The organism is Rhizobium binae (assembly GCF_017357225.1).
In the GTDB taxonomy this organism is placed as follows: Bacteria; Pseudomonadota; Alphaproteobacteria; order Rhizobiales; family Rhizobiaceae; genus Rhizobium; species Rhizobium binae.
Genome location: NZ_CP071604.1, coordinates 1,303,934 through 1,327,467, shown reverse-complemented (window position 1 = coordinate 1,327,467; position 23,534 = coordinate 1,303,934). Strand labels below are relative to the sequence as shown.

General features: G+C 63.5%; 25 protein-coding genes and 1 pseudogene. 11 read left to right on the top strand and 15 right to left on the bottom strand.

The annotated features are described in order from the left end of the window. Positions 1-98: 98 nt before the first annotated feature. Positions 99-1,085, bottom strand: coding sequence for a CDF family Co(II)/Ni(II) efflux transporter DmeF (gene dmeF, locus J2J99_RS06425; protein ID WP_168294300.1), 987 nt, complete (start codon positions 1,083-1,085; stop codon positions 99-101). 18 nt (positions 1,086-1,103) lie between these two features. Beyond that, positions 1,104-1,376, bottom strand: a complete 273-nt coding sequence (gene dmeR / locus J2J99_RS06420) for a Ni(II)/Co(II)-sensing transcriptional repressor DmeR (protein ID WP_168294301.1) — start codon at positions 1,374-1,376, stop codon at positions 1,104-1,106. A 279-nt stretch (positions 1,377-1,655) separates the two neighbouring features. Here dmeR and J2J99_RS06415 point away from each other — a divergent pair, with 279 nt between their 5' ends. Next, a complete protein-coding gene (locus J2J99_RS06415; RefSeq protein WP_168294302.1) occupies positions 1,656-2,150 on the top strand; it encodes a GNAT family N-acetyltransferase in 495 nt (164 codons plus the stop codon). Positions 2,151-2,169: 19 nt separating this feature from the next. On the opposite strand, the gene J2J99_RS06410 is transcribed toward J2J99_RS06415, so the two are convergent. The 3 genes from J2J99_RS06410 to J2J99_RS06400 form a co-directional block, all read right to left on the bottom strand. Continuing rightward, entirely contained in the window at positions 2,170-3,084 is a 915-nt protein-coding gene (locus J2J99_RS06410) for a c-type cytochrome (protein WP_168294303.1), read from the bottom strand. Positions 3,085-3,246: 162 nt separating this feature from the next. Continuing rightward, a complete protein-coding gene (locus tag J2J99_RS06405) occupies positions 3,247-3,687 on the bottom strand; it encodes a c-type cytochrome (protein WP_168294304.1) in 441 nt (146 codons plus the stop codon). A gap of 136 nt (positions 3,688-3,823) precedes the next feature. After that, complete coding sequence (locus tag J2J99_RS06400; protein WP_168294305.1) at positions 3,824-4,459, bottom strand: LysE family translocator; 636 nt, start codon at positions 4,457-4,459, stop codon at positions 3,824-3,826. 129 nt (positions 4,460-4,588) lie between these two features. On the opposite strand from J2J99_RS06400, the gene J2J99_RS06395 reads away from it, so the two are divergent. After that, complete coding sequence (locus J2J99_RS06395; protein WP_168294306.1) at positions 4,589-5,281, top strand: helix-turn-helix transcriptional regulator; 693 nt, start codon at positions 4,589-4,591, stop codon at positions 5,279-5,281. Between the two features lie 331 nt (positions 5,282-5,612). Here J2J99_RS06395 and J2J99_RS06390 read toward each other — a convergent pair whose 3' ends face one another. Together J2J99_RS06390 and J2J99_RS06385 are read right to left on the bottom strand one after the other, a co-directional pair. Continuing rightward, positions 5,613-6,458: a metallophosphoesterase gene (locus J2J99_RS06390; RefSeq protein ID WP_168294307.1), complete on the bottom strand. Its 846-nt coding sequence runs from the start codon at positions 6,456-6,458 to the stop codon at positions 5,613-5,615. 124 nt (positions 6,459-6,582) lie between these two features. After that, positions 6,583-7,185 carry a superoxide dismutase gene (locus J2J99_RS06385; protein ID WP_168294308.1) on the bottom strand — a complete coding sequence of 201 codons (603 nt, stop codon included), beginning with the start codon at positions 7,183-7,185 and terminating at the stop codon, positions 6,583-6,585. A 212-nt stretch (positions 7,186-7,397) separates the two neighbouring features. Here J2J99_RS06385 and J2J99_RS06380 point away from each other — a divergent pair, with 212 nt between their 5' ends. From J2J99_RS06380 to J2J99_RS06370, 3 genes and pseudogenes are all read left to right on the top strand, one after another. Further along, positions 7,398-7,724, top strand: coding sequence for a hypothetical protein (locus J2J99_RS06380; RefSeq protein WP_168294309.1), 327 nt, complete (start codon positions 7,398-7,400; stop codon positions 7,722-7,724). A gap of 150 nt (positions 7,725-7,874) precedes the next feature. After that, positions 7,875-8,528 (top strand): class I SAM-dependent methyltransferase, encoded by a 654-nt coding sequence (locus tag J2J99_RS06375; RefSeq protein WP_168294310.1) that lies wholly within the window; start codon positions 7,875-7,877, stop codon positions 8,526-8,528. A 58-nt stretch (positions 8,529-8,586) separates the two neighbouring features. Further along, positions 8,587-9,317, top strand: a pseudogene (locus J2J99_RS06370) (sulfite exporter TauE/SafE family protein). Positions 9,318-9,416: 99 nt separating this feature from the next. Here the strand turns inward: J2J99_RS06370 and J2J99_RS06365 are convergent. After that, complete coding sequence (locus J2J99_RS06365) at positions 9,417-9,758, bottom strand: nuclear transport factor 2 family protein (RefSeq protein WP_168294311.1); 342 nt, start codon at positions 9,756-9,758, stop codon at positions 9,417-9,419. A gap of 113 nt (positions 9,759-9,871) precedes the next feature. Here J2J99_RS06365 and J2J99_RS06360 point away from each other — a divergent pair, with 113 nt between their 5' ends. Next, the gene (locus J2J99_RS06360; RefSeq protein ID WP_168294312.1) at positions 9,872-11,146 is read left to right on the top strand and encodes an MFS transporter; all 1,275 of its coding nucleotides are present in this window, start codon (positions 9,872-9,874) and stop codon (positions 11,144-11,146) included. On the opposite strand, the gene J2J99_RS06355 is transcribed toward J2J99_RS06360, so the two are convergent. Continuing rightward, on the bottom strand, positions 11,108-11,725 hold the full coding sequence (locus tag J2J99_RS06355) for a TetR/AcrR family transcriptional regulator (RefSeq protein ID WP_168294313.1): 618 nt from the start codon (positions 11,723-11,725) through the stop codon (positions 11,108-11,110). The two genes, J2J99_RS06360 and J2J99_RS06355, sit on opposite strands and share 39 nt — an antisense overlap. Positions 11,726-11,842: 117 nt before the next feature. On the opposite strand from J2J99_RS06355, the gene J2J99_RS06350 reads away from it, so the two are divergent. Continuing rightward, complete coding sequence (locus J2J99_RS06350) at positions 11,843-12,526, top strand: glutathione S-transferase N-terminal domain-containing protein (protein WP_168294314.1); 684 nt, start codon at positions 11,843-11,845, stop codon at positions 12,524-12,526. Between the two features lie 9 nt (positions 12,527-12,535). Here the strand turns inward: J2J99_RS06350 and nadE are convergent, their stop codons facing one another. The 4 genes from nadE to J2J99_RS06330 all read right to left on the bottom strand — a co-directional run bounded on the left by nadE (position 12,536) and on the right by J2J99_RS06330 (position 17,633). Beyond that, a complete protein-coding gene (gene nadE / locus J2J99_RS06345; RefSeq protein ID WP_168294315.1) occupies positions 12,536-13,369 on the bottom strand; it encodes an ammonia-dependent NAD(+) synthetase in 834 nt (277 codons plus the stop codon). Between the two features lie 141 nt (positions 13,370-13,510). After that, positions 13,511-14,701, bottom strand: a complete 1,191-nt coding sequence (locus tag J2J99_RS06340; protein ID WP_168294316.1) for an adenylate/guanylate cyclase domain-containing protein — start codon at positions 14,699-14,701, stop codon at positions 13,511-13,513. Positions 14,702-14,728: 27 nt separating this feature from the next. Then, positions 14,729-16,348, bottom strand: coding sequence for an MDR family MFS transporter (locus tag J2J99_RS06335; protein ID WP_168294317.1), 1,620 nt, complete (start codon positions 16,346-16,348; stop codon positions 14,729-14,731). Between the two features lie 76 nt (positions 16,349-16,424). Beyond that, positions 16,425-17,633 (bottom strand): HlyD family secretion protein, encoded by a 1,209-nt coding sequence (locus J2J99_RS06330; RefSeq protein WP_168294318.1) that lies wholly within the window; start codon positions 17,631-17,633, stop codon positions 16,425-16,427. A gap of 136 nt (positions 17,634-17,769) precedes the next feature. Between J2J99_RS06330 and J2J99_RS06325 the strand changes: the two genes are divergently transcribed. Then, positions 17,770-18,669 (top strand): LysR family transcriptional regulator, encoded by a 900-nt coding sequence (locus J2J99_RS06325; RefSeq protein WP_168294319.1) that lies wholly within the window; start codon positions 17,770-17,772, stop codon positions 18,667-18,669. A gap of 383 nt (positions 18,670-19,052) precedes the next feature. On the opposite strand, the gene J2J99_RS06320 is transcribed toward J2J99_RS06325, so the two are convergent. Then, positions 19,053-19,940 (bottom strand): branched-chain amino acid aminotransferase, encoded by an 888-nt coding sequence (locus J2J99_RS06320; protein WP_168294320.1) that lies wholly within the window; start codon positions 19,938-19,940, stop codon positions 19,053-19,055. Positions 19,941-20,190: 250 nt separating this feature from the next. On the opposite strand from J2J99_RS06320, the gene J2J99_RS06315 reads away from it, so the two are divergent. Next, complete coding sequence (locus J2J99_RS06315) at positions 20,191-21,231, top strand: zinc-dependent alcohol dehydrogenase family protein (RefSeq protein WP_168294321.1); 1,041 nt, start codon at positions 20,191-20,193, stop codon at positions 21,229-21,231. A 164-nt stretch (positions 21,232-21,395) separates the two neighbouring features. Here J2J99_RS06315 and J2J99_RS06310 read toward each other — a convergent pair whose 3' ends face one another. Further along, positions 21,396-22,280 carry a LysR family transcriptional regulator gene (locus J2J99_RS06310; RefSeq protein WP_168294322.1) on the bottom strand — a complete coding sequence of 295 codons (885 nt, stop codon included), beginning with the start codon at positions 22,278-22,280 and terminating at the stop codon, positions 21,396-21,398. Positions 22,281-22,357: 77 nt separating this feature from the next. On the opposite strand from J2J99_RS06310, the gene J2J99_RS06305 reads away from it, so the two are divergent. Next, positions 22,358-22,984 (top strand): cysteine hydrolase family protein, encoded by a 627-nt coding sequence (locus J2J99_RS06305; RefSeq protein ID WP_168294323.1) that lies wholly within the window; start codon positions 22,358-22,360, stop codon positions 22,982-22,984. A 71-nt stretch (positions 22,985-23,055) separates the two neighbouring features. Beyond that, positions 23,056-23,523 (top strand): cupin domain-containing protein, encoded by a 468-nt coding sequence (locus J2J99_RS06300; protein WP_168294324.1) that lies wholly within the window; start codon positions 23,056-23,058, stop codon positions 23,521-23,523. Positions 23,524-23,534 lie beyond the last annotated feature (11 nt).

Genomic DNA, 23,534 nt, shown 5'->3' with positions numbered 1-23,534 from the left:
GACGGTGAGGAGGACAGAGCTAAGGCGCGATTGCGGCGGCATCTCGTCATCGCGGCGACGAAGTCGTCCCGCGGCGACGAGTCGTCCGCGCACCGGAATCATGCGGCGCGCGTCACCTCGACCGTCACATGCGACAATTCCGAGAGCGCCGAAAGCCGGGTCTTGTAGAAGGCCGGATCGCTCGGGGTGAGGACGGCGACGATCGCGGCATGATGACCGGGTCCGACCTGCCAGACATGCAGATCGGTGATCCGGTCCTCCTCCGTCTCGATCGCCTCGCGGATTTCGGACGGCAGCGTCTCGCATTGGGGCACGACGTCGAGAAGCACGCCGCCAGAGGATTTCATCAGGCTCCAGGACCAGTTGGCAATGACCAGACCGCCGACAATGCCCATGATCGGATCGAGCCAGAGCCAGTCATAGAGGCTGCCGAGCGTCAGCGCCGCGATGGCAAGCACGGAGGTCAGCGCGTCGGCGACGACATGCAGATAGGCGGCGCGGATATTGTTATCGCCGTGCTTTGCGTGACGATCGTGGGCGTGATGATAGTGGGCGTGATGATCATGGGTGTGATCGCTATGATGATGATGTGCGTGGTGGCCATGTGCATGATGGCCGCCGCCGGCAAGCAGCCAAGCGCTGGCGAGATTGACGATAAGACCGACCACCGCCACGGCAATCGCCCGGGCAAAGCCGATCGGCACCGGATTTGCAAGACGCAGCAAGCTTTCCCAGGCCATCAGCAGCGCAATCAGCGCAAGGACGATGGCGCTGGCAAAGCCGGCGAGATCGCCGAGCTTGCCGGTACCGAAGGTGAAGCGCGGATTGCGTGCCTGCCGGCGGGCAAAGAGATAGGCGAGCGCCGAGATCAGAAGAGCGCTGGCATGGGTCGACATGTGCCAGCCATCAGCCACCAGTGCCATGGAGCCATAGGCGGTGCCAGTGATGATTTCCGCCACCATCATCACCGCCGTCAGCCCGATCACCAGCCAGATGCGCCGCTCGTTCACCGCATGATCGGCGCCGAGGAAGATATGGTCATGTTCGAGGGCATTCATCTCGGCCCGTCCGGTCCCGGCATTCATTCCAGGCTCCTTCTCTACTTAGCGAATATAGGTTCTCAGCACTTCCGAAATTTCCTCGACCGCGTCCGCACGAGCCACGTCGTCGGCGGCGTTCAGCACATGCTCGCGCAGATGATCGTCCAGCACCTCGCCGGTCAGCCCGGTCAAGGCGCCGCGGATCGAGGCCAGCAGCTGCAGGATTTCGCCGCAGGGGCGCTCGGCCTCGAGCGCCCGCTCGACCGCCTCCATCTGCCCCTTCAGGCGGCTGATGCGGGCGATAAGCTTCTTCTTCTGTAGTGTGGTATGGGACATGACCGGCCTTCTATAACATAGGGGGGTATCCTATCAAGCGAACCGGTTGACATCAACCGCCGTGGCAGCGTTTTGAACCTCACGCTCAACACCATTGACAAACGCCGCGTTTGCGGCGATTGATGCGCCATGATCAAAAACGCGCATCAGAGCCGCTCGTATTTTTGGCTGTACCTGTAAAGGGCGGCCGGACAGATCATATTGTCAACAAGCCGCCGTCAGGCGGCTTTGTTGTATCGGCAGCGTCCTGACGGCAGACTATCAAAGGACGCGAAGACCATGACCGAAATCGAAGACAGCGAAATTTCACTGGTGCGACCCTCGGTGGTGACGATCCGCACCGCCAAGCCGCGCGACCTGCCCGAGCTCAACGAAATGATCGCGCTGCTCGCCGCCCATCACGGCGACGCAGCGGCTGCAACGCCGGAGCAGCTCGAGCGCGACCTGTTCGGCCCCCTGCCCTGGATCCATGCTCTCGTTGCCGAGACCGGAGAAGGGCTGATCGGTTACGCCATCCTCGTGCCGCTCTACAGGGCGCAGGAGGGAAAACGCGGCATGGACCTGCATCACCTCTTCGTGCGCGACGGCCATCGCGGCCACGGCACCGGCCAGCTGCTGGTCGACCGGGCTCGCGAGACGGCGCGCAATGCCGGCTGCGGTTACCTCTCGGTCAGCGCCGCGACCGGCAACGTGCTGGCGCACCGCTTCTACGAGCAGCTGGATTTCACTCCGCGGCCGGTCACCGGCATGCGTTACATGCAGTCGATCGCTTAAGCTCCGCGAGCATCGTGTCCTAGCGTCCCGGCACGGCCTTCAGATAGGCGGCGATCGCTTCGCGGTCGGCCGCCGGCAGGCGGGCGATGTTCTGCTGGACATCGACCATCGAGCCGCCGACGCTATCGAAATCGGGGGTGAAACCGGTTTCGAGGTAGCTGGCGATATCGGCCTCGCTCCAGCCGCCGATGCTCCTGGAGGATGGCGTGATATCCGGGATGCGGCCCTTGCCTTCCGGGTTGGGGGCGCCGGCAAGCCATTGACCGGCCTCAAAGCCGCCGAGCGCATCGCGCGGCGTGTGGCATTCGCCGCAATGGCCGGGGCCTTCGACGAGATATTGCCCGCGCCTGATCTTGTCGTCGCTGCTGGCGAGCGCGACGCGCGGCTGGTCGTTGAAATAGAGGAATTTCCAGCCGCCGAGCGCCAGCCGGAGATTATAGGGGAACGGCAGCTCATGCGGGGGCGCGACGTTGGCGCTCTTCGGCAGCGTCTTCAGGAAGGCGAAGAGATCGTTGACGTCCTTGTCGCTCATGCGCGCATAGGAACCATAGGGAAAAGACGGATAGAGATGCTGGCCATCCGGGCCGACGCCGCGCTTCATCGCATTGCCGAAATCGGCGATCGTCCAGGCGCCGATGCCGGCCTTTTCATCCGGAGAAATGTTCGGCACGTGGAACGTGCCGAAAGGGCTTTTCAACGCCAGACCGCCCGACAGCGTCAGCCTGGCATCGCCTTCGGAGCCGGGCGCTGAATGACAGCTGACGCAGCCGCCCGCCCAGAAGACCATCTGGCCGTTGGCCGGGTCCGCGGCGCCTAACCCTGCCCAATGGCTTTCTGGCAACGGATCGGGCGCGGTGACGAGACGCAAGGCGGCGCCACCGAGGACGGCAACGCCGATCAGACAGAGCAATATCCGGATGAACCTGCGGACCATGCGCCGCCTCCCCTCTTGCCGATGTTTCAACCGTCGGCCCCACATAAGGCGATCCGCGCCGGCGGCAAGCCGGGCACGGATCGCGGATCCAGAGCATTCCATTTCCCGCGCGTCACGCGGGAGCAAGCCGCGCACCTTTGCTGGAGTTGCTCAGTCGCCCCATCACTCCTTGATACGATAGGCCTTGTGACAGCCGCCGCAATTGGCGCCGAGCGTATTGACCGTGGCGCCGACGGCTGCGGCATCGGCCGGAAGCTGAGCGAGCGCAGTTTCGGCGTCAGTGGATAGCTTTGCGGCGCGCGCCTTGAAGTCATCCATGTTTTCCCAGACCTTCGGGCTGACCTCGGGATCGTTCATATCGCTGCCCGGCTTGAACTGATCGGGGAAGACCTTGGCAGAAGTGGCAATCGTCGTCAGCGCCGCCTTGACCGCCTCGGCGTCGTAGGGCTTGGTGCCCTTGGCGATGGCGGCGAGCGCACCGGCCGAACCACCGATCTGCTTCATCAACGCAATGCGCGAATCATGGGTGCCATCGGCGGCGGTCACCGAACCGAAGGCGATGCCAGCCATCGCTGCGGCGGCAGCTACTGCTTTCCAATTCATGTATTCCTCTCCATTTTCTCGAGGCCAAGGCGGCCGACGGCCAATCTGCACCGGAAGGATGACAAAATCCATGGCGAGAAGTGGTCACGTTTTGCCGGATCACCATAAAAACAACGTGATACGCCGCGGCGACGGCTCAGGCGCTTTTCCACCCGTGCCAGAGGCTAAGCGCGGAGACCGCGACCAGAAGCAGTCCGGCGCAGCGGCCGACAAACGCCGTGGCATCGGGATTTGCCACCAGCAGCTCGCGGCTGCGGCCGGCGGTCATCGCCAGGGTGCCGTAAATTGCGAATTGAGTTACGACTGTCATGGCGCCCATGATCAGGCCCTGCCTCCAGACCGGGCCAAATTCCGGCCTCAGGAACTGCGGATAGACGGCGAACATGAAGATATAGGCCTTGGGATTGATCAGACAGGTGACGGCGCCCTGGCGGAAGGCGCGCCAGCCGGAGTGCGCTGTTGCCGGCCCGACCGCCTCGACGGTGATCGAACTGCGCATCAGCGAAATGCCGATCCAGATCATATAGGCGACGCCGGCAAAGAGCAGCACGTTGAAGAGCTGCGGCAGCATGGTGACGAGCACACCGACGCCGGCCGCGCCATAGGCCGAATGCACGGCGCCGCCTGCCATGATGCCGCCGGTTGCCGCCAGTCCTCGCCTGATACCGCCGGTCAGCGCATTGGCGAGCACGAAGAGCATGTCCATACCCGGTACGATGATGATGCCGAAGAGAAGGGTGAAGAAGAGCCAGAGGTTTTCGTGATAATTCATGTCAGTTACCGCCTTTTCGTCTCGGGGCCGTTTCGAAAGACCCTGATAGATTTCAATCCGATAGGCGGCACTATACGCAAACCCAACTGACAGTGTATTGTCAGGAGCGTGAGGGATGGGAGAGGCAAAATGCGCAAGGCCTCACGGCTTTTCGAGATCATTCAGATCCTGCGGCTCGCCAGAAAACCGATGACGGCGGCTGACATGGCCGAGACGCTCGACGTGACGGTGCGCTCGATCTATCGCGATATCGCCGCACTCCAGGCGATGCGCGTGCCGATCGAGGGCGGGCGCGGCATCGGCTATATCATGCGGCCGGGATTCGACCTCCCGCCGCTGATGTTTTCGATCGAGGAGATGGAGGCGATCGTGCTGGCGCTGGCGCTGCTCGAACGCACGGCCGACGAGGAGCTGAAGCAGGCCGCCCGCCGGGTCAACCGGAAGATATCAGGCGCCGTGCCGCCGCCGCTGCGCCAGGCAATGGATACCAAGGCGCTTTATGCCTGGGGCTCGACCGCGCAGCCGGCCGGCTTCGACCTTGCGATCGTGCGCCGGGCGATCCGCGACGAGCGCAAGCTGATGCTCGGCTATCGCGACGAACTCGGCCGCGCCAGCGAGCGAACGATCCAGCCGATCGCGCTGATCTATTATTCGCAGACAGCCAATATCGTCGCCTGGTGCGAGTTGCGCCAGGCGATCCGCAATTTCCGAAGCGACCGGGTGGAGCACTGCGCGGCAGCCGAGGCTTTCTTCAAGGGCGACGGCGACAGGCTGCGGGAGCTTTGGACGAGTGGGTGGGCGGAGAAGACTGTGCAGGTGTAATGGGTGGGCGTTTATGCGAACAGGTTGGCAGCGTTTGAGGGACGAGCGGGAGGTCAGTGCCAATGCGGCCCCGGGGATAGCGCTTTCGTGCCTGGCACATCTTCGACGTCGCCAAAGGACCGCCGACATCTGCCCCCTCCTCCGTCATCCTCGGCCTTGAGCCGAGGATGACGGAGGAGGGGGTTGCGTTCCGCCAAACTCACCGTCGGCGGGTTGGGTGCTTCTTCGGCGAGGCCCCGCAATCTCGGTCAATTTCTGTTATAGAGTCGGTAGAGGCCGAGCATGACATGAGCCAGCAGCTGGCTGACCTTTATCGACAGTCTCTCCCAGCCTAATAAACCAGCGTCCGGCTCTCCTCGCGGCCGAAGCCGCGGATTTCGATGCGCTCAGGGTGGAGCTCAACGATGGCGAAGGCGTTTTCGCTTTCAGTGTCGACTACGCCCTTGAAATTGACGAAGTGGCAGGAGCCGGCCTTGGCGTAGTTGCCGACGTGGTCGTGACCGTTGAGATAGGCGACGACATTGGCCTTCGAGGCGAGCAGCGCGACGATGCGCTCGCTGTCCCACATGCCATGCTCACTTGGCGGATGCACGGGATAGTGATTCATGACGATCACCTTCTCGCCGGCCGCAGCTGCCTCTGCGATTTCATCGCCTAGCCAGGCGAACTGCACGTCGCTCAGCGCAGCATTCCACCGATGGGCATTCCTGGCGCCTTTCTCCTCCAGCTTCGCCAGCATTTGCGCGGCAAGGGCGCGGTGCGGATGGCCTTCGGGCGGCGCGAAGGTGCTGACCTCATTGCCGTCGAGCACGATGAAGCGCCAGCCGTGGCGGGTAAAACTGTAATAGGGCGACGGCATGCCGAGACGCGCGGCGACTTCGGAGAGATGCCCCGCTGAGACGGAGAAATCGTGGTTGCCGAGCAGGAAGAACGCCTCGTGTCTCAGCTTGCCGTAGACCGGCAGGATATCGTCGAAGCTCCTGAAGCTGCGGTCGATGATATCGCCGAGCGTCATGACGAAGCTCAATTCCCAGCCGTTGAAGACCTCGATCGCCTCGGCGACCTTGGCGAGGCTGTTAGCGTAATAGCGGTCCATGGGCGCATGCGGCGGGATCGCCGCATATTGCGGATCGGCGATGATGCCGAAGCGGAACGGGGAAACATCGGAACAGGACATCGAGCGTGATTAGGATCGGCCGGTGACAGGGATGTGACGGCTCGCGTCATGAAAACACCCGACGTTCGGAGAACGCCGGGTGCGAAATCGAGAGATCGCCGCGGCTGGCGGCGAGCCCGGGCGCTTACTTCGTGGCTTCTTCGTAGCGTTCCAGGACGTAGTCCCAGTTGATCAGGCTATCGATGAAGGCTTCGAGATATTTCGGGCGGGCGTTGCGATAGTCAATGTAATAGGAGTGTTCCCAGACGTCGACGCCGAGGATCGGCGTGGCGCCGTGGACGAGCGGGTTTTCGCCGTTCGGGGTCTTGGAGATTTCGAGCTTGCCGTTCTTGACGGAAACCCAGGCCCAGCCGGAGCCGAACTGGGTGGCGCCGGCGTTGGCGAAATCGGCCTTGAACTTGTCGTAGCCGCCGAGATCGGAGGTGAAGGCCGCCTCGAGCTTGCCCGGCAGCTTGTTGCCGCCGCCGCCCCTCTTCATCCACTTCCAGAAATGGATGTGGTTGTAGTGCTGCGCGGCGTTGTTGAAGAGGCCGGCATTGGTGCCGAAGGACTTCTTCACCACGTCTTCGAGCGACAGATCCGAAAGGCCGGCCTCGGCGGCGAGCTTGTTGCCGTTGTCGACATAGGCCTTGTGGTGCTTGTCGTGGTGAAACTCCAGCGTTTCCTTCGACATGAAGGGGGCAAGGGCTTCGTAATCATAGGGAAGTTCAGGCAATTCGAAAGCCATGTCAGATCTCCTCTTGGCAATAGATTGCGTCATCGGCAGGTGAGGCGGAACATAGGAGGGGAACGGGGGAGAGGCAACCGGCGAAATGTCAAAAAACGATCCGCCGAAGGAAAATTTGCCTCAGTTGCAGTGCTGGAATCGCATGAGAAGAATCCTTGGGATAGCCGCGCCGAAAACCGTTCTGCCGGCCACTGAGATCACGGAGATCCTTGATGAACAGGAATATAATCCAGCTGCTATGCGCAGCGGCGCTTCTTTGCCCGGCCGCTGCGGCGCAGGCCTCTTCCGAACAGGCCTGGAAAGAGCTGGCGGCGGACGTGGACGCCAAATGCAGGCAGGCGGCGGTGGCGATCGAGAAGCCGGCTGCCGCCGTCGATCCTTTCGGCACCTGGCGTTACGGGCTGGCCCTGGTGACCGGAAAGCCGAAGGGCGCCAATGGGCTCGTCGCCCAGATCTGCGTTTACGACAAGCAGAACAAAACCGTCGAAATCGGCAGCGAGATGGACGTCAAGGAGCTGGGACTCGCACCGGCGAAATAAGCTCGGCGGAACCCAAGCCCACCCCCTGGAGTTGAAGTTGCGGGCTTTTTAGAGCGCTGCGCACCTATGAGAGGCGCCAAGGCGCTCTATGTATGATGCCTTCCGGAAAACACTTCCGGTTTTCGGAGAGCGGCGCAGGGAGGTAAAGGCATGTCGGAGCTTCGCAACCGGGCGGAAGATCAGCAGAAAATCTATCAGCGCTGGGCGCCGGTCTATGATCGCGTCTATCGCGGCATTCTGCGTGACGGCCACCGCAAGCTTGCCGCGCTTGCCGCTGCGGCCGGCACGGATATCCTGGAAATCGGAGTCGGCACCGGCCTGACGCTCGGGTACTATCCCAGCCGCTGCCGGGTGACGGGCATCGACATTTCCGAACATATGATCGCTCGGGCGCGCGAGAAGGTGCGGCGCAAAAGGCTGCAGCATGTGAAGGCGCTCGAGGTGATGGATGCGCATGCGCTGAGCTTTGCCGACCAGTCTTTCGACGCGGTCTGCCTGCCCTTCGTCATCACGCTGATTCCCGAGCCGGAACGGGCGCTGGACGAATGCGCCCGGGTGCTGCGGCCGGGCGGCGAGATCATCCTCGCCAGCAAACTCGGCGACGGCGCCGGCCTGCAGGGGGCTATCGAGGCGGCGGTGGCGCCGCTGGTGCGTCACATCGGCTGGTCCTCCGCCTTCCGCATCCATCGCATCCTCGCCTGGGCCGAACGTCGCGGCGATTTTTCCACGACCGACATTCTGCCGGTCTTTCCGAACGGCTTTTTCAAGATCGTCCGGCTGAAGCAGCGCGGACTTTCGGCCTGAGTCAAAAGTTTCTCACGCATCGCGGATTCTGATGCTATCGTTCGTCTGAGGGGACAGCATGACATCGGATATCTTCCTCTTCATCGCCGTCGGCTTCTGCGCGCAGATCGTCGACGGCGCGCTCGGCATGGCCTTCGGCGTGCTGTCGACGACGAGCCTGCTGGCCTTCGGGGTGCCGGCGGCCAACGCCAGCGCCATGACGCATGTGACGGAAATGTTCACCACCGCCGCCTCCGGCCTGTCGCATGCCTACCATCGCAATGTCGACTGGCGGTTGGTGGCCCGGCTGGCGCCTGCCGGCATGATCGGCGGCGCGATCGGCGCCTATCTGCTTGCCAATATCGACGGCAAGGTGATCGCGCCCTTCGTGTCCGCCTTCTGATAGCCATCGGCCTGCTGATCTTCTACAAGGCGTTCCGGCCGCCATCCAGGCGCGAGGTGCGCGACTGGGCGGTGCCGCCGGTCGGCTTTTGCGGCGGCCTGCTCGATGCGATCGGCGGCGGCGGATGGGGGCCCGTCGTCACCAGCACGCTGGTCGGGCGCGGCCATGATCTGAAGCGGGTGATCGGCTCGACCAATTTCACCGAATTCGCGGTGACCCTGACGATTTCCTTGACCTTCATTCTGACGCTCGGCTGGTCGGAACTCAATTCGGCGATCGGCCTGATCATCGGCGGCGTCATCGCCGCCCCTTTCGGCGCCATCCTGGTCGAGCGGCTGCCGGTGCGGGCGCTGATGGTGGCTGTCTCCATGGTCATCATCACGACGTCGGCGCTGCGAATTTTCTGAAGCGTGTCGCGATCTTTGAGATTCGCTTGCCACGCTTTAGTCTTTGTTTTTATGATGTTTTTATCGCAAGACCGCACACATTTGCGAGCCAGGCTCCAGCTACAGGTTCCGCCCGAAATAGACCTCCACCGAAGCGATCTTGTCGCCGCGGAAACGAAGGCTCTCCATATTGCCGAAGCTGCCGCCGTTGAGTTTTTCGGCGCGGTAGCGGACAGCGGCCTCATCGTCATCGACCGCCAGGAATTCGATATGGATGGCGCGGAAGAACGGCTCCTTCGGCCAGCAGCGCTCGAAATATGTCGCGCGGTCGATATGATCGTCGCGCGGGCTGGAAAAGGTAAAGTCCTCCGTCAGCATAGCGCCGACAATATCCTTGCGGTCTTCGAGATAGGCGGCGTAGAGATCACGGACGGTCTGCTGCCTCGTGCGCATATCGTTCATGGCAATATCCTCCGATTAACCGATTGCATCATGCAATCAGTATGTCTAACATATTTACCTCAAATGATCCAGTTTTGGCGTAATTGCGCCCCGTGATCGACGCCGAGGCAGGAATGACCGATACGCAATTGGACGCGGCGAGCGTTAAGGCAGGCTCGATCCACTGGAAGCGCAATCTCGCCGTCTCGCTGATCGGCTCCTTCACGACGATCGTGGCGATGACGCTGCTGCTGCCTTTCCTGCCGCTCTATGTGGAGGAACTCGGTGTGGCCGACCATGCGGCGATCGTGCAATGGTCGGGCATCGCCTATGGCGCCACCTTCCTGGCCGCCGCGCTCGTGGCGCCACTCTGGGGGCGGCTCGGCGACATTTACGGCCGCAAGCTGATGCTGGTGCGCGCCAGCCTCGGCATGACGCTGGCGATCTCGCTGATGGGCATGGCCGGCAGTGTCTGGCAGCTGGTGGCGCTGCGCCTCTTCGTCGGGCTTGCCGGTGGCTACTCCTCCGGCTCGATGGTGCTGGTGGCGACGCAGACGCCGAAGGAGCGTTCGGCCTGGGCGCTCGGCGTGCTCTCTTGCGGCATCATGGCCGGCAATCTTGTCGGGCCGCTGATCGGCGGGGTGCTGCCGCCTGTCATCGGTATCCGCGGCACCTTTCTCGCGGCCGGGGCGACGATCTTCCTCGCCTTTCTCGCCACTGCGCTGCTGATCAAGGAGGAGAAGTCGCCAGCCCGCAAACAGGCGGCCAAGGCAAGCGGCGGCTGGAAATCCATTCCCGATAAAAGGCCCGTTGTCGCCATGCTGGCGACGGGCATGCTGCTGATGTTCGCCAATATGTCGATCGAGCCGATCATCACCGTCTATGTGGCGCAGATCGTGCCGGTCGCGGCGCAAGTGACGAAGATCTCGGGGCTCGTCATGTCGGCCGCCGCGCTCGGCAGCATTCTTTCCGCCTCATGGCTCGGCAGGCTCGCCGACAGGATCGGCCACTGGCCGGTCATATCGGGCGCGCTCGCCCTCGCCGGGCTGCTTTTGATCCCGCAGGCCTTCGTCAACAGTTCCTGGCAGCTGATCATCCTGCGCTTCCTGATGGGGGCCGCCCTCGGCGGGCTCCTGCCCTGCATTACCGCCGTCATCCGCCACAGCGTGCCGGACAGCGCGGCCGGCGGCATTCTCGGCCTGTCCGTCTCCTCGCAATATATCGGCCAGGTGGCCGGTCCGATTCTCGGCGGCTTCGTCGGCGGCCATATCGGCATGCGGGCCGTTTTCCTCGGCACCTCGGTGCTGCTTCTCAGCGGCGCCGCCTATGCCTGGATGGTGCGGCCCAGGACGACTGAGGCCGGATCGGGATCAGCTGCGCGCGCTGCCGCAGATCAGCTCGACGCCTGAGCGAGCGATCGCCTCCAGCGTCTCGCGGCTGTCGCCGGCGCGGGCGCGCACGGCGAGCGAATGCATGACGGCGGAAGCGAGTCTTGCCAGCGTCTGCGGATCGGCGCTTTCGGGAAGCTCGCCGCGTTCGACGGCAAGGCGCATGCGCTTTTCAATCTCGCCGTCGAAATCGCTGAGGCTGCGGCCGAGCACCTCGCGGACCCGTTCACGCTCGACCGCCTCGACCGTCGCCGTGCCGATCAGCAGACAGCCGCGGGCGGCGGTTTCACCGTGCAGATAGATCGCCAGCGCGCTTTCATAGACCCGGGCGAGATTGTCGCGCAGTGGCAGCGACGGATCGAGAGCCGCGGCCAGCGCATCCATGCCGTCCTGGCGATAACCTTCCAGCGTATCGAGATAGAGATCCTCCTTGTCACCGAAGGCGCCGTAGAGGCTCGGGCGGTTGAGGTTGGTCGCGGCGCTCAGATTATCGAGCGAGGCGGCGGCAAAACCCCGGTCCCAGAAGACGTCCCGCGCCTTGCCGAGCGCTGACTTGGCGTCGAAAGCCCTCGGGCGGCCGCGCTTCTTCTCATCCTTCATATTTTGTACCGTTTCGCATTAAATCATTGACGAAGCCTATTTTATGCGAAACAGTACATAAGTTCAACAATATCGAACAGGCGGCGTCGTCCGCCCTGCATGAGAGAGGAAATTGCCATGAAACTCTATATGAACGCCGCCGCCTGCTCGCTTTCACCGCATATCGTCTGCCGGGAGCTGGGGCTTGATATCGAACTCGTCGAAGTCGACCGGGAAACGCATCGGACGAGCGACGGCAAGGACTATCTCGCCATCAACGGCAATGGCTATGTGCCGGCGCTGATGCTCGACGACGGCAAGGTGCTGACCGAGGGGCCGGCGATCGCGCAATTCCTCGCCGACAGCGTGCCGCAAGGCGCCGCAATGCTGCCGGAGGTTGGCAACCTCAGACGCAACGAGGTGCAGTCCTATCTGAATTTCATCTCCGCCGAACTGCACAAGCCGATGGTGCTGCTGTTCGAGCCGGCTTATGCCAGCGTGCATGAGAAGATCCGTGCCCAGGTCGCAAAGCGGCTTTCCTGGCTGAGCGGCCGTTTTGTGGGACCCTACCTGACCGGTGAGGCCTTCACCGTGGCAGACGTCTATCTCTTCGTCTGCCTGAACTGGTCGCCCTGGACGAAGATCAATCTCAGGCAATGGCCGGTGCTGCACGGTTTCATGGCCCGTGTGGCGGCACGCCCGAAGGTGCGCGAGGCGCTGCGGGCCGAAGATCTCCAAGCCTTCGACGTCGACGGCGTCTATTTCGCGCCGAATGCCTATCTCGCCTCGTCGGGCTGGACGGGCTCGCCGGTGCAGCCCTGAGCGCGCCGCTCAGAGCGCGTTGACGGCCACCGGCAGCGCGCGTTTATGGGCGGTCGCCCGATAGGCGGCGAGGATGCGGCGGCGGGCGATCTCGCCGACCGGCTTGCCCTCGAGGAAATCGTCGATCTCGTCATAGGAGACGCCATAGGCCTCCTCGTCGGGGCGCAGCGGCCGCTGGTCTTCGAGATCGGCGGTCGGCACCTTGAAGATCAGTTCGTCCGGCGCACCGAGCCGCTTTGCCAGCAGGCGCACCCGTCGTTTGTTGAGGCCGGCGAGCGGCAAGATGTCGGCGGCGCCATCGCCGAATTTGGTGAAGAAGCCCATGACCGCCTCGGCGGCATGATCGGTGCCGATGACAAGACCGCCGAGCGCGCCGGCCAGGGCGAACTGGGCGATCATGCGTTGGCGGGCCTTGATGTTGCCCAGGATGAAATCCTGCCGGCCCTCATCGGCGAAGGCAAGACCGCCCTTTTGCGCTGCCGCCAGCATCGCATCCGCCGCCGCCTTGATGTTGACCACCATTGAGCGGTCGGGGTCGATCGTTGCAAGCGCCCTCTCCGCATCGGCCTCGTCCGCCTGGACCCCATAGGGAAGGCGCACGGCGACGAATTCGGCCGCATGGCCACCGTCACGCAGCTCGCGCACGGCCTTCTGGGCCAGCAAAGCCGCGGTCAGCGAATCGACGCCGCCGCTGATGCCGAGGACGTAGCCGCGCATGCCCGAGCCGACGAGATAATCCTTGAGGAAAGCGGTTCGCCGTTCGATCTCCCGCTCGGGGTCGATGTCGGTGGCGACACCCAGTTGGCGGATGATCTCGCCTTGTTCGTCGAACAGCACAGTCATAAGCTCTTCCTCCCGGCTTACGGAATTCCGGCGCCACTATGGCGAAAAGATGGGGGAAGACGAAGTCGTTTCGGGCAGACCTGCCATGCGTCCAGTGCAAGTGGGGAGACGCCCGGCAAGTCAGAGAGGGCTGGCGTACACCTACCGCACAATCGTAAACAGCTCCACCGGCTCGGCAAACCCCTTCAGCCCATGTCCCCCGACCGACACCACATCCCCTGCCCCGGCTTTCTCGCGGAACGGCTCAGACATCAGCAAGGCCTCGCCCAATTCACTGCAGGCGGTCTGGATGCGGCTGACAAGGTTGACGTCGCGGCCGATCAGGGTGAAGTCGAGACGCCGGCCTGAACCGATATTACCGTAGCTGACCTCGCCGTAGTGCAGGGCGATGCCGGCCTTCACGCCGATGCCCTCGTACTGGAAGTGGTCGATCTCATCGAGGATGGTGCGGGCCGATGCCAGGGCCGCGCCGCAGGCATGGGCCGCAGCGTAACCGGGGAAGAAGGCAAGCACGGCGTCGCCCATGAATTTCAGCACTTCGCCGCCTTCCCGGGTGATCGCCGGGACGATCCGGTCGAAATAGGCGTTGAGCAGCCCGAGCACCGTGCTTCCGGGCAGCCGGTTCGACAGCTCGGTAAAGCCGCGCAGATCGCAGAGCAGCAGGGCGGCCTCCATCGATTCGATTTCGCCCTGGCGGATGCGGCCGGCCAGAATCCGGCTTGCGGTCAGCGGGCCGACATAGGTGTCGAGCAGGCTGAGCTCGACCTGGCGAAGGATGCGCAACTCGCTGGTATTGCGCAGCGCCGGCAGAATACGCTCGATCACCTGGCGTTCGGAGGCTGTGAAGCCGACCGGCCGCTTCGTGGCGAAGACGGCAGCGCCGACCGGCCCATCGATATTGCAGAGCGGCGCGATCACAAGCTGCATCAAGCCGCGATCGGCGAAAACGTCGATATGCTGCCAGCGGCCGTGCACGCTTTCGCCAGGACCGACGACCAGCGGCTCCCGGGTTTCCATGACCCTGCGCAGCGGCGTGTTGGCGATAGCGACCCGCGCGCCATGTTCGCGGTCGTGGATTTCGACCGGCTCGCCCGGCGCCCAGGCAATGGTGCGGCCGACGAGTTCGGGATGCAGCGTCATCAGATGCAGGGTCATCCGGTCGACCGGCAGGCCGAGTGCCTGAAGCCGGCGGCCGAGGCCGGAGACGAGGCCGGCTTCGTCGAGCGCATGGCATTCGTCGCCGGAGAGCCATTCGATGATGGCAAGCAGCGCACCGGGGCCGACGGCATCGGTCTGCCGTTCGGCGGTTGGAGAAAAGATCGCGGTTGTCATGGCTTCTTCTCCTTGAGACATGCGGCGCTAGTGGGCGCCGCCGCCCGAGAGTTGACCGGGTTTCTTCAGAAGCAGGATCGCGAGCAGGGCGACGACGAGGGCGACGCCGAGCAGGAAGAACGCATCGCTGAAGGCCATGATATTGGCCTGCTTGCGCAGCTTCAGAGCAATGGCGACGACCGCCCTGTGGCTGGCGGCCGCCTGGTCGCTGACGCCGTGGCTCATGAAATAGGCTGCCAGCCGGGCAATACGATCGCGGGTGGCCTCCTCGAAAACCGAGACCGAATGGGTGAGGATGTTCGAGTGGTACTGCTCGCGCTTCGACAGGAACGTCTGCAGCAAGGCGATGCCGACCGCGCCGCCGAGATTGCGCATCATGTTGAAGAGCGCGGAAGCCGAACCGGCATTCTCCTGCTCGATGCCTGATGTGGCGATCGCCGACAGCGGGGTGAAGACCAGCGCCTGGCCGATGGCACGGACGATGTTCGGCCAGAAGAGCTGGTCGCTGGCATAGTCGCCGGTCATGTGTACGTTCATGAAGTTCGACGCGGCAAAAAGGGCAAAACCGATGATGATCAGCAGGCGCACGTCGAAACGCTTCATCAGGCGCGGCACCAGCGGGATCAGCAGCAGCTGCGGAATGCCGGTCCACGCGAGGACCATGCCGATCTGCTCGGAATTATAGCCCTGGATCCGGGTGAGATAGATCGGCAGCACGAAGACCGAACCGTAAAGCGCAATACCGAGCAGGAAATTCGCGACGATGCCGAAGCCGAAGTTTCGCCGCAGCAGCAGCCGGAGGTTCAACAGCGGCTGGGCCGTCTTCAGCTCGATGACCAGGAACAGCGTCAGCGAGACGGCGGCGATAACAGCCAGGCGGAGGATGAAGTCGGAGCCGAACCAGTCTTCCTTGTTGCCCTCTTCCAGTACGGTCTGCAAGGCGGCCAGGCCGATCGCCATGGTGACGATACCCGGCCAGTCGCCCTTGGCGAGAAGCTTCAGGTTCATCGGCGCGCGGTCGAGCGAAGCCCAGAGCAGGCCGACCATCAGAGCGCCGGGCACCAGATTGACGTAGAAAATATATTTCCAGCTCCAATTCTCGGTGAGATAACCGCCGATCGTCGGGCCGATCGCCGGCGCGAAGGTGGCCGAAAGGGCAAACAGGGCAAGTCCGACCGGCTGCTTGGCCTTGGGCAGCAGCGTGATGATGATGGTGAAGGCCATCGGGATCAGCACGCCGCCGGAAAAGCCCTGAACCGCGCGCAGGATGATCATTTGCTGCAGATTGGCCGCGAAGGCGCAGGCGACCGAGAAGATCAGGAAGAGGATGGCGTTGGCCAAGAGATAGTTGCGGAGCGAAAAGACCCGCGCCAGCCAGCCGCTGAGCGGAATGACGACGATCTCGGCGATCAGGTAGGAGGTCGAGATCCAGCCGCCGTCATCGGTGCCGGCGCCGATGGCGCCCTGGATATCGGCAAGCGAGGCATTGACGATCTGGATATTGAGGACCGCCATGAAGGCGCCGAGCGTCGAGCCGACGACGGCCGCCCAGGTGCGCAGCGGGCTCATCGCTGCGGGTTGGGCAGGCGCGGCCGCGGCGGGGCGCACAAGCGCATTGCTGTTTGCGGCGATCTGACGAATGGCCATGACTTATCCCCTTCCGGCTTCGCGGAAAAACGTCTCATGACGGGTTCGGTTGATGGTTCCGGTCAATGGTGAGGGATCATCCAGCGTGACTGGATGGTCCCTCCTCGGCTGCCGCGGAGGTCTTCTCAGCGTCGTTCTGGGCAGCAGCCTTGGTGTCGATCTCGGGTTCGACCGACATGCCGGAACGCAGAAGGCCGCCCATATGCTCGTCGTCGATGACGATCTTGACGGGTATGCGCTGGACGATCTTGGTGAAGTTGCCGGTGGCATTGTCGGGCGGCAGCAGCGAGAATTCGAGCCCGCTTGCCGGCGAAACACTGTCGACATGGCCTTTGATCGCCTTGCCGGGAAAGCTGTCGATCCTGATCTCGACCGACTGGCCGGGGCGGATATAGGTCAGCTGCGTCTCCTTGAAATTGGCAACGACATAGACGGCATGCAGCGGCACGACGGCCATCAGCTGCGTGCCCGATGTGACGTACTGGCCGACGCGGATCGAACGGGCGCCCACAGTGCCGTCGACGGCGGCGACGATATCCGTATAGGAGAGGTTGAGTTCAGCCTGGCGAGCGGCAGCCGCAGCCCGATCGCGCTGGGCCACCGCCTGTTCCCGCTCGGTCCGGAGCACCGGCACCTTGTTCTCAGCCGCCACGAGCGCTGCCCGGTCGCGTTCGACGGCGGCAGCGGCCTGGTCGCGTGCCGATTGGCTCTGTTCGGCGCGGGACTGGGTGCCGGCACCGTTGGTGATCAGGCGGGCGGAGCGGGCCGCATCGGACACGGCAAAGGCCAGCGAGGCCTGCGAAGCGTCGAGCGTGGCCTTGGCCTGCTCGATGACCGACTGCTGCAGCGCAATCTGGGCGTCGATGTTGGTGATGGCGGCCTCGGCTGCCTTGACGTCGGCTCTCGCCTGCGAAAGCGCTGCCTGGAAATCACGGTCGTCGATGCGGGCGAGAACCTGGCCCGATTTGACCTGGTCATTGTCGTTGACGAGAACCTGCCTGATATAGCCGGCGACCTTCGGCGCGACGGTGGTGTAGTCGGCCTTCACATAGGCGTCGTCGGTGGATTCGATGAAGCGGCCGACGGTCCAGTAGCGATAGCCGAAATCGCCTGAAAAGGCAGCGCCGGCGAGCAGCGCCGCCGCAATGACGGCGCGCTTGACGATCCTTCCGCCAGCCTTCTTCGGTGTTTTCGCGGCCAGAACCTCGGAAACAGCGGCTTCGGCAACAGGAGCTTCGGCGACGGGCGCCGCTTCGAAAACTTCCTTGCGAGGGAGTTCAACCATCGTGCTTTTCCTTCATCTCTCGCCCCGTTCGGCGAGGCCTATTCGATGCGCGGGAAAATGCACCCTGCCATTGGCTTTGATAATCTGCTTAAATCAGGAAGGATCATCAACTCTGAGCGGATAATGCGAGGGCAATATGGATCGGCTGACAAGCCTCGCAGTTTTTGGCCGGGTGGTGGAATGCGGCGGCTTTTCCGCCGCCGCACGCCGGCTCAACATGTCCGTCACCATGGTCGGCAATCACGTGCAGTCGCTGGAGGATCGGCTCGGCGTACGGCTCCTCAACCGCACGACGCGCAAGGTCAGCCTGACGGAAACCGGCAAATATTATTATGAGCGCTCGTCGCAGATTCTCGCCGAACTCGATGAAGCGGATCGCACGGCGAGTGCGCTGAGCACGACGCCTCGCGGCACGCTGAAGATCTACACCAGCGGCTCCATAGTGCGTTTCCTGCTGCCCGTCTTCAGCGAATATATGGATCTCTATCCGTCGATCTCAGTCGATTTCAGCGTCGGCGAGCGGATGGTTGACATGATCGAGGACGGCTACGACCTTGTCATCCGCACCCTGCCGCCGGATTCGTCTCTCATCGCCCGCAAGCTGACGCCCTGGCGCCATATACTCGTCTGCTCGTCTGCCTATATCGACAGCCATCCGATCCCAACGAAGCCCGCCGACATCGCCGAGCACAACTGCCTGCAATACGCCTATTACCCTTATGGCGAGGAATGGCGCTTTGAAGACAGCGACGGCCGGCAGGAGAGCGTCAAAGTCAGCGGCAATGTCGTCTCGAACAATGCCGAGATGCTGCGCTTCCTGACGCTGAACGGACGAGGTCTTTTCCTGGCGCCGAGCTTCGTCGTGTTCGACGACATCGCCGAAGGGCGGCTGGTAAAGATCATGCCGGATTACCGACCGGTGGAATTCACCATCAACGCCGTCTATCCCAATCGCAGCCACCTGCCGACCAAGGTGCGGCTGTTCATCGACCTCTTGGCCGAGAGGTTTGCCGAGCATCGGAAGTGGATGACGTGAGGGGTGCAATCCCCATCTCAATTCTGCCGACGGGATTGCGCCGGCCCTGCGCCGAACCGCGCCAGCCCTGCGCTTGCACTCCGGGCGTTCGTCGTTGCAATCGATTCACTGGATCGATTGCTCCCGCTTCGCGGGACCTCTCCAGCCCTGCGCTTGCGCTCCGGGCGTTCGTCGCTGCAATCGATTCACTGGATCGATTGCTCCCGCTTCGCGGGACCTCTCCAGCCCTGCGCTTGCGCTCCGGGCGTTCGTCGCTGCAATCGATTCACTGGATCGATTGCTCCCGCTTCGCGGGACCTCTCCAGCCCTGCGCTTGCGCTCCGGGCGTTCGTCGCTGCAATCGATTCACTGGATCGATTGCTCCCGCTTCGCGGGACCTCTCCTCACTCCTCGCTCTCGGTTCTGCCGTGGGCCCAGTTCATGTAGAGTTCCAGCGCCTTGCGGGTGACCGGGCCCTCCTGGAAATCGCGGTCGTCGAGGCGGGTGACGCCGACGACTTTGGAATAGTTGCCGGTGGTGAAGATTTCGTCGGCGGCGAGGAAATCCTCGACGGAGAGGGTTGCTTCCACCACGTCGAAACCGGCCTTGCGAAGCAGGCCTATGACGCGGGCGCGGGTGATGCCGGCGAGGAAGGTGCGGTTGGCGGCCGGCGTCATCACCACGCCGTCGCGCACCAGGAAGACATTCGACGAGGCGGTCTCGACGACATTGCCGTTCAGGTCGCGCACCAAGGCATTGTCGAAGCCGCGGCTGCGCGCCTCGGCGATCATGCGCCCGCTATTGGGATAGAGCGAGCCGGTCTTCGCCTCGGTCATCGCCGTTTCCGGCGACGGGCGGCGATAGGGCGAAACGGTGAGGCTGGTGCCGGCATGGGCGCCCATCGGCGCCTCGAAGAGGCAGAGCGCAAAGCGGGTCGAATCGGCATCGACGGAGACAATGCTGCCGGGCGAACCATGTTCGCCCCAATACATCGGCTTGATGTAGATCGCCGTCGCGCCGTCGAATTTGCCAACGCCTTCCCAGGCGAGCGCGGCAATCTCCTCGGCCGACTTCACCGGCTTCAGACCCATGGCGAGTGCGGAGCGGTTCACGCGCTGGCAGTGGAGATCGAGATCCGGGGCGATGCCGTCGAACCAGCGGGCGCCGTCGAACACCGTGGAGCCGAGCCACATGGCATGCGAGGTCGGCCCGATCAGCGGCGGATTGCCGGGAAGCCATTCCCCGTCGACGTGAGTCCAGGTGGTGGAACGCGGTGATGTATCGACGGCCATTGCTGATCTCCCTTGCGAATCCGGGAAAGCAAAAACCCCGGCGGCAAGCCGGGTCAAGGACAAATCCCGGCCCGAAATACGGAAGCAAGAAAATGCCGGAGCACAGCGTCCGGCCGCAATATTCGTGCGCGACACCTGCGGCGTCGGCGATGGGTGCATCAGCAAAAATGATGCAATCTCTGTTGGAATGGCGGGCTGGCGCATGCGATCATGAGGAGAAATCGCCGGACAGCAGCAAGGGAAGACGCCGATGAAAGCCATGTATTATGAAGCCTTCGAGCAGGCGCCCGAAATCCGCACCCTGCCCGATCCGACGCCGACAGAGGATGGCGTCGTCATCTCCGTCGGCGCCAGCGGCCTCTGCCGCAGCGACTGGCACGGCTGGATGGGACACGATCCCGATATCCGCCTGCCGCATGTGCCCGGACACGAGCTGGCCGGCCGGGTCGTCGCCACCGGCCGCGGCGTGATGCGCTTCAAGGTCGGCGACCGGGTGACCGTGCCCTTCGTGTCCGGCTGCGGCCATTGCAGCGAATGCCATTCCGGCAACCAGCAGGTCTGCCCCAACCAGTTTCAGCCGGGCTTCACCCATTGGGGCTCCTTCGCCGAATATGTGGCGATCGACTATGCCGACACCAACCTGGTGCACCTGCCGGATACGATCGACGATGCGACGGCGGCAAGCCTCGGCTGCCGCTTCGCCACTTCGTTTCGCGCCGTCGCCGACCATGCGCGCACCGGACCCGGGGAATGGATCGCCGTGCATGGTTGCGGCGGCGTCGGCCTGTCGGCGATCATGATCGCCACCGCGCTGGGTGCCAATGCGATCGGCATCGACATATCGGAGGAGAAACTCGCCTTCGCCAGAGAGTGCGGCGCGGTGGCGACGGTCAATGCCTCAAGCGTTGCCGACGTGGCCGAGGCGGTGCGCGAGATCACCAAAGGCGGCGCGCATGTCTCGATCGATGCGCTCGGCCACCCCGCCACCTGCTTCAACTCGATCAAGAATCTGCGCCGGCGCGGCCGGCATGTGCAGGTGGGGCTGATGCTCGGCGAATATTCCACGCCGCAAATCCCGATGGCCCAGGTGATCAGCAACGAACTGGAGATCTACGGCAGCCACGGCATGCAGGCCTGGCGCTACGACGCCATGCTGTCGATGCTGACCGCCGGCAAGATCGCGCCGCAGAAGCTGATCGGACGGCGCATCAGCCTGGAGGAAGCCGTGCCGGCGCTGATGGCAATGGAAAAAGCCCAGGGAACCGGTATCAGCGTCATCACGCAATTCTAGAACCGGATGAGTCGGCGCAGCCGGCAACGCTGCATAGCCGCACTCTCTGGGTGCTGGGCGCGACCCTTTACGTGCTGGCCTGCCGGTCATCTTCTCACGCCGACCCGAAGGATGCCGTGGTCTGACGGACAGCGACGGTGGCACCGTCTCGGGCTATGGGACATTCAGAACAGGTGCCTGTGGCGCGCAAAAAGCCGCGAGAGGCGATCGAGCACGACGCGCACGCGCGGAACTTGAGCGAGTTCGGCCGGCGTCAACATCCAGAGCTCCCGTTCGGGCATGGGCGCGGCGAAGGCGACGGGCTCGAGGCCGGAGACGGTTGCGGCAAGGTAGAGTGGCAGCATGGCAACGCCGAGGCCGGACGCGGCGGCCTGCGCCTGCACCGCATTGCTGCCGGAGCGCAGGCTGACGGGGTGGTCGGGAAAATTGTGGTCGAGCCAGCGCGCTTCGGCGACGCCCTGGCTCTCGCCGTCATACAGGATCAGCGGCGGAAGATCGCCCATCTCAAAGGCGCTCCGCGTCTCCTTCGAGCCGAAAAAACCGTAGCGGATTGTGGCGACGCGCCGGCCGGAGAGCTCGCTGTCGCCGGGATGGCCGAGCCGTAGCGCGATATCGGCCTCGCGCTGGGCAAGGCTTGCCACCTTGATGTCGGTGACGATCTCCAGCTCCACATGCGGCAGGCCATTGAGGATCTCGGCCAGGTTCGGCGCCAACACGAGATCGGCAAGAGAGCGGATCGTCGTCAGTCGGACGCGGCCCCGCGGGCCGTCTTCGATATCGAGCCGGTCGCGGATTGCGGCAGCCGCAGCCTCCATCGCGCCTGTTTCGGCGAGAATGGCGCTGCCTTGGCGGCTCAGCGCGTAACCGTCGGCCCGGCGATCGAACAGGTTGGCGCCGAGGCTTTGCTCAAGCGCGGCGATGCGCCGTGCCACCGTCGCGTGATTGACCTTCAGGGCGCGTGCGGTAGCCGAAAGGCTGCGGTGCCTGGCCAGCGCTGCAAAAAAGCGCAGATCCTCCCAATCCAATCCTGTGCGTTTTTGCTCAGCCATTGTGAAGATATAGCGGATATCCGCTCAGGCCGACAGGCGCTATCTCATGGCAGCGACCCCGAACTCAGGAGAAACAGATGGCTCCCCTCACTCTTCTTCAGCATGCCGGCGTAACGCCAAAGCCGATCGAGCTTGCAAAATCGGTGCTCGTCATTATCGACGCGCAGAACGAATATCTCGACGGCAAGCTGCCGCTTCCCGGCATCGGGCCGGCAATTGCCGAAATAGGCCGGCTGCTCGACGCGGCGCGCGAAAACGGAATGCCGGTCTTCCATGTCGTGCATCACGCACCGTCCACGGGCAGCCTCTTTGCCGCCGGCTCACGGGCCGCCGAAATCATTCCGGCGCTTGCCCCCGTCGACGGCGAGAGGGTGATCGCAAAGACGCTTCCCAATGCTTTTGCCGGCACGACGCTTTCGGCGGCGCTGACGGAACTTGCGGAAGGAAGCGGCCGTACCGATATCATCCTGGTCGGCTTCATGACGCATATGTGCGTGAGCGCCACGGCGCGAGCGGCGCTCGATCTCGGCATTCGGGCAATCGTCGTCGCATCCGCCGCCGCCACGCGTGCCCTGCCCGATCCGCTCGGGGGCGTCATCAGCGCTGATCTCGTGCATCGCACAGCGCTTGCCGAACTCGCCGACCGTTTTGCGACCGTCGTCCCGGATGCCGGGTCTGTTGTCAAAGACGGCGTAAAGGTCTAACGGCTGCACCGCCCAGAAAAGGTGGGCAAGAAAAGGCGGGCATGAAAAGCCCGTAAGAAGAAGAAAGAGACATGATGTCCAACTCATTTGTGACAATACCTGCCGGCAAAGAGGCAAGACGCTTTTTTGTCCTCGGCGACCGGATCGAGCGGCGGCTTCGCCTCCGCGGAACCTGGCTCAACATCTTCGACGTCACCGTGCCGCCCGGCAGCCGGACGCCGAAACACGCGCATGCGAGCCCTGAGGTGTTCCGCATCCTTGAGGGATGCCTGACAATCTGGCGGCTGACAGTCAACGGTCCCGAAGAGATCGAGGCCGGCGCGGGCGACATCGTCACGATCGCGCCGTTTGTGGTGCACGGCTACGCCAACCGCGGCACCGTCCCGGCCATCTTTTCGGCCGTCGTCGATCGCGAGATGGCCGAGTTCATCGAGGCGGAAGGCACGACGGAGCCACCGAAGGCCGGCCCTTCTGAGGAAACCATCGCCCGCATGACAGCCGCCGCCAATGCTTATGGGATCACCATCCTCGCGGCCTGACCCCGACGGCG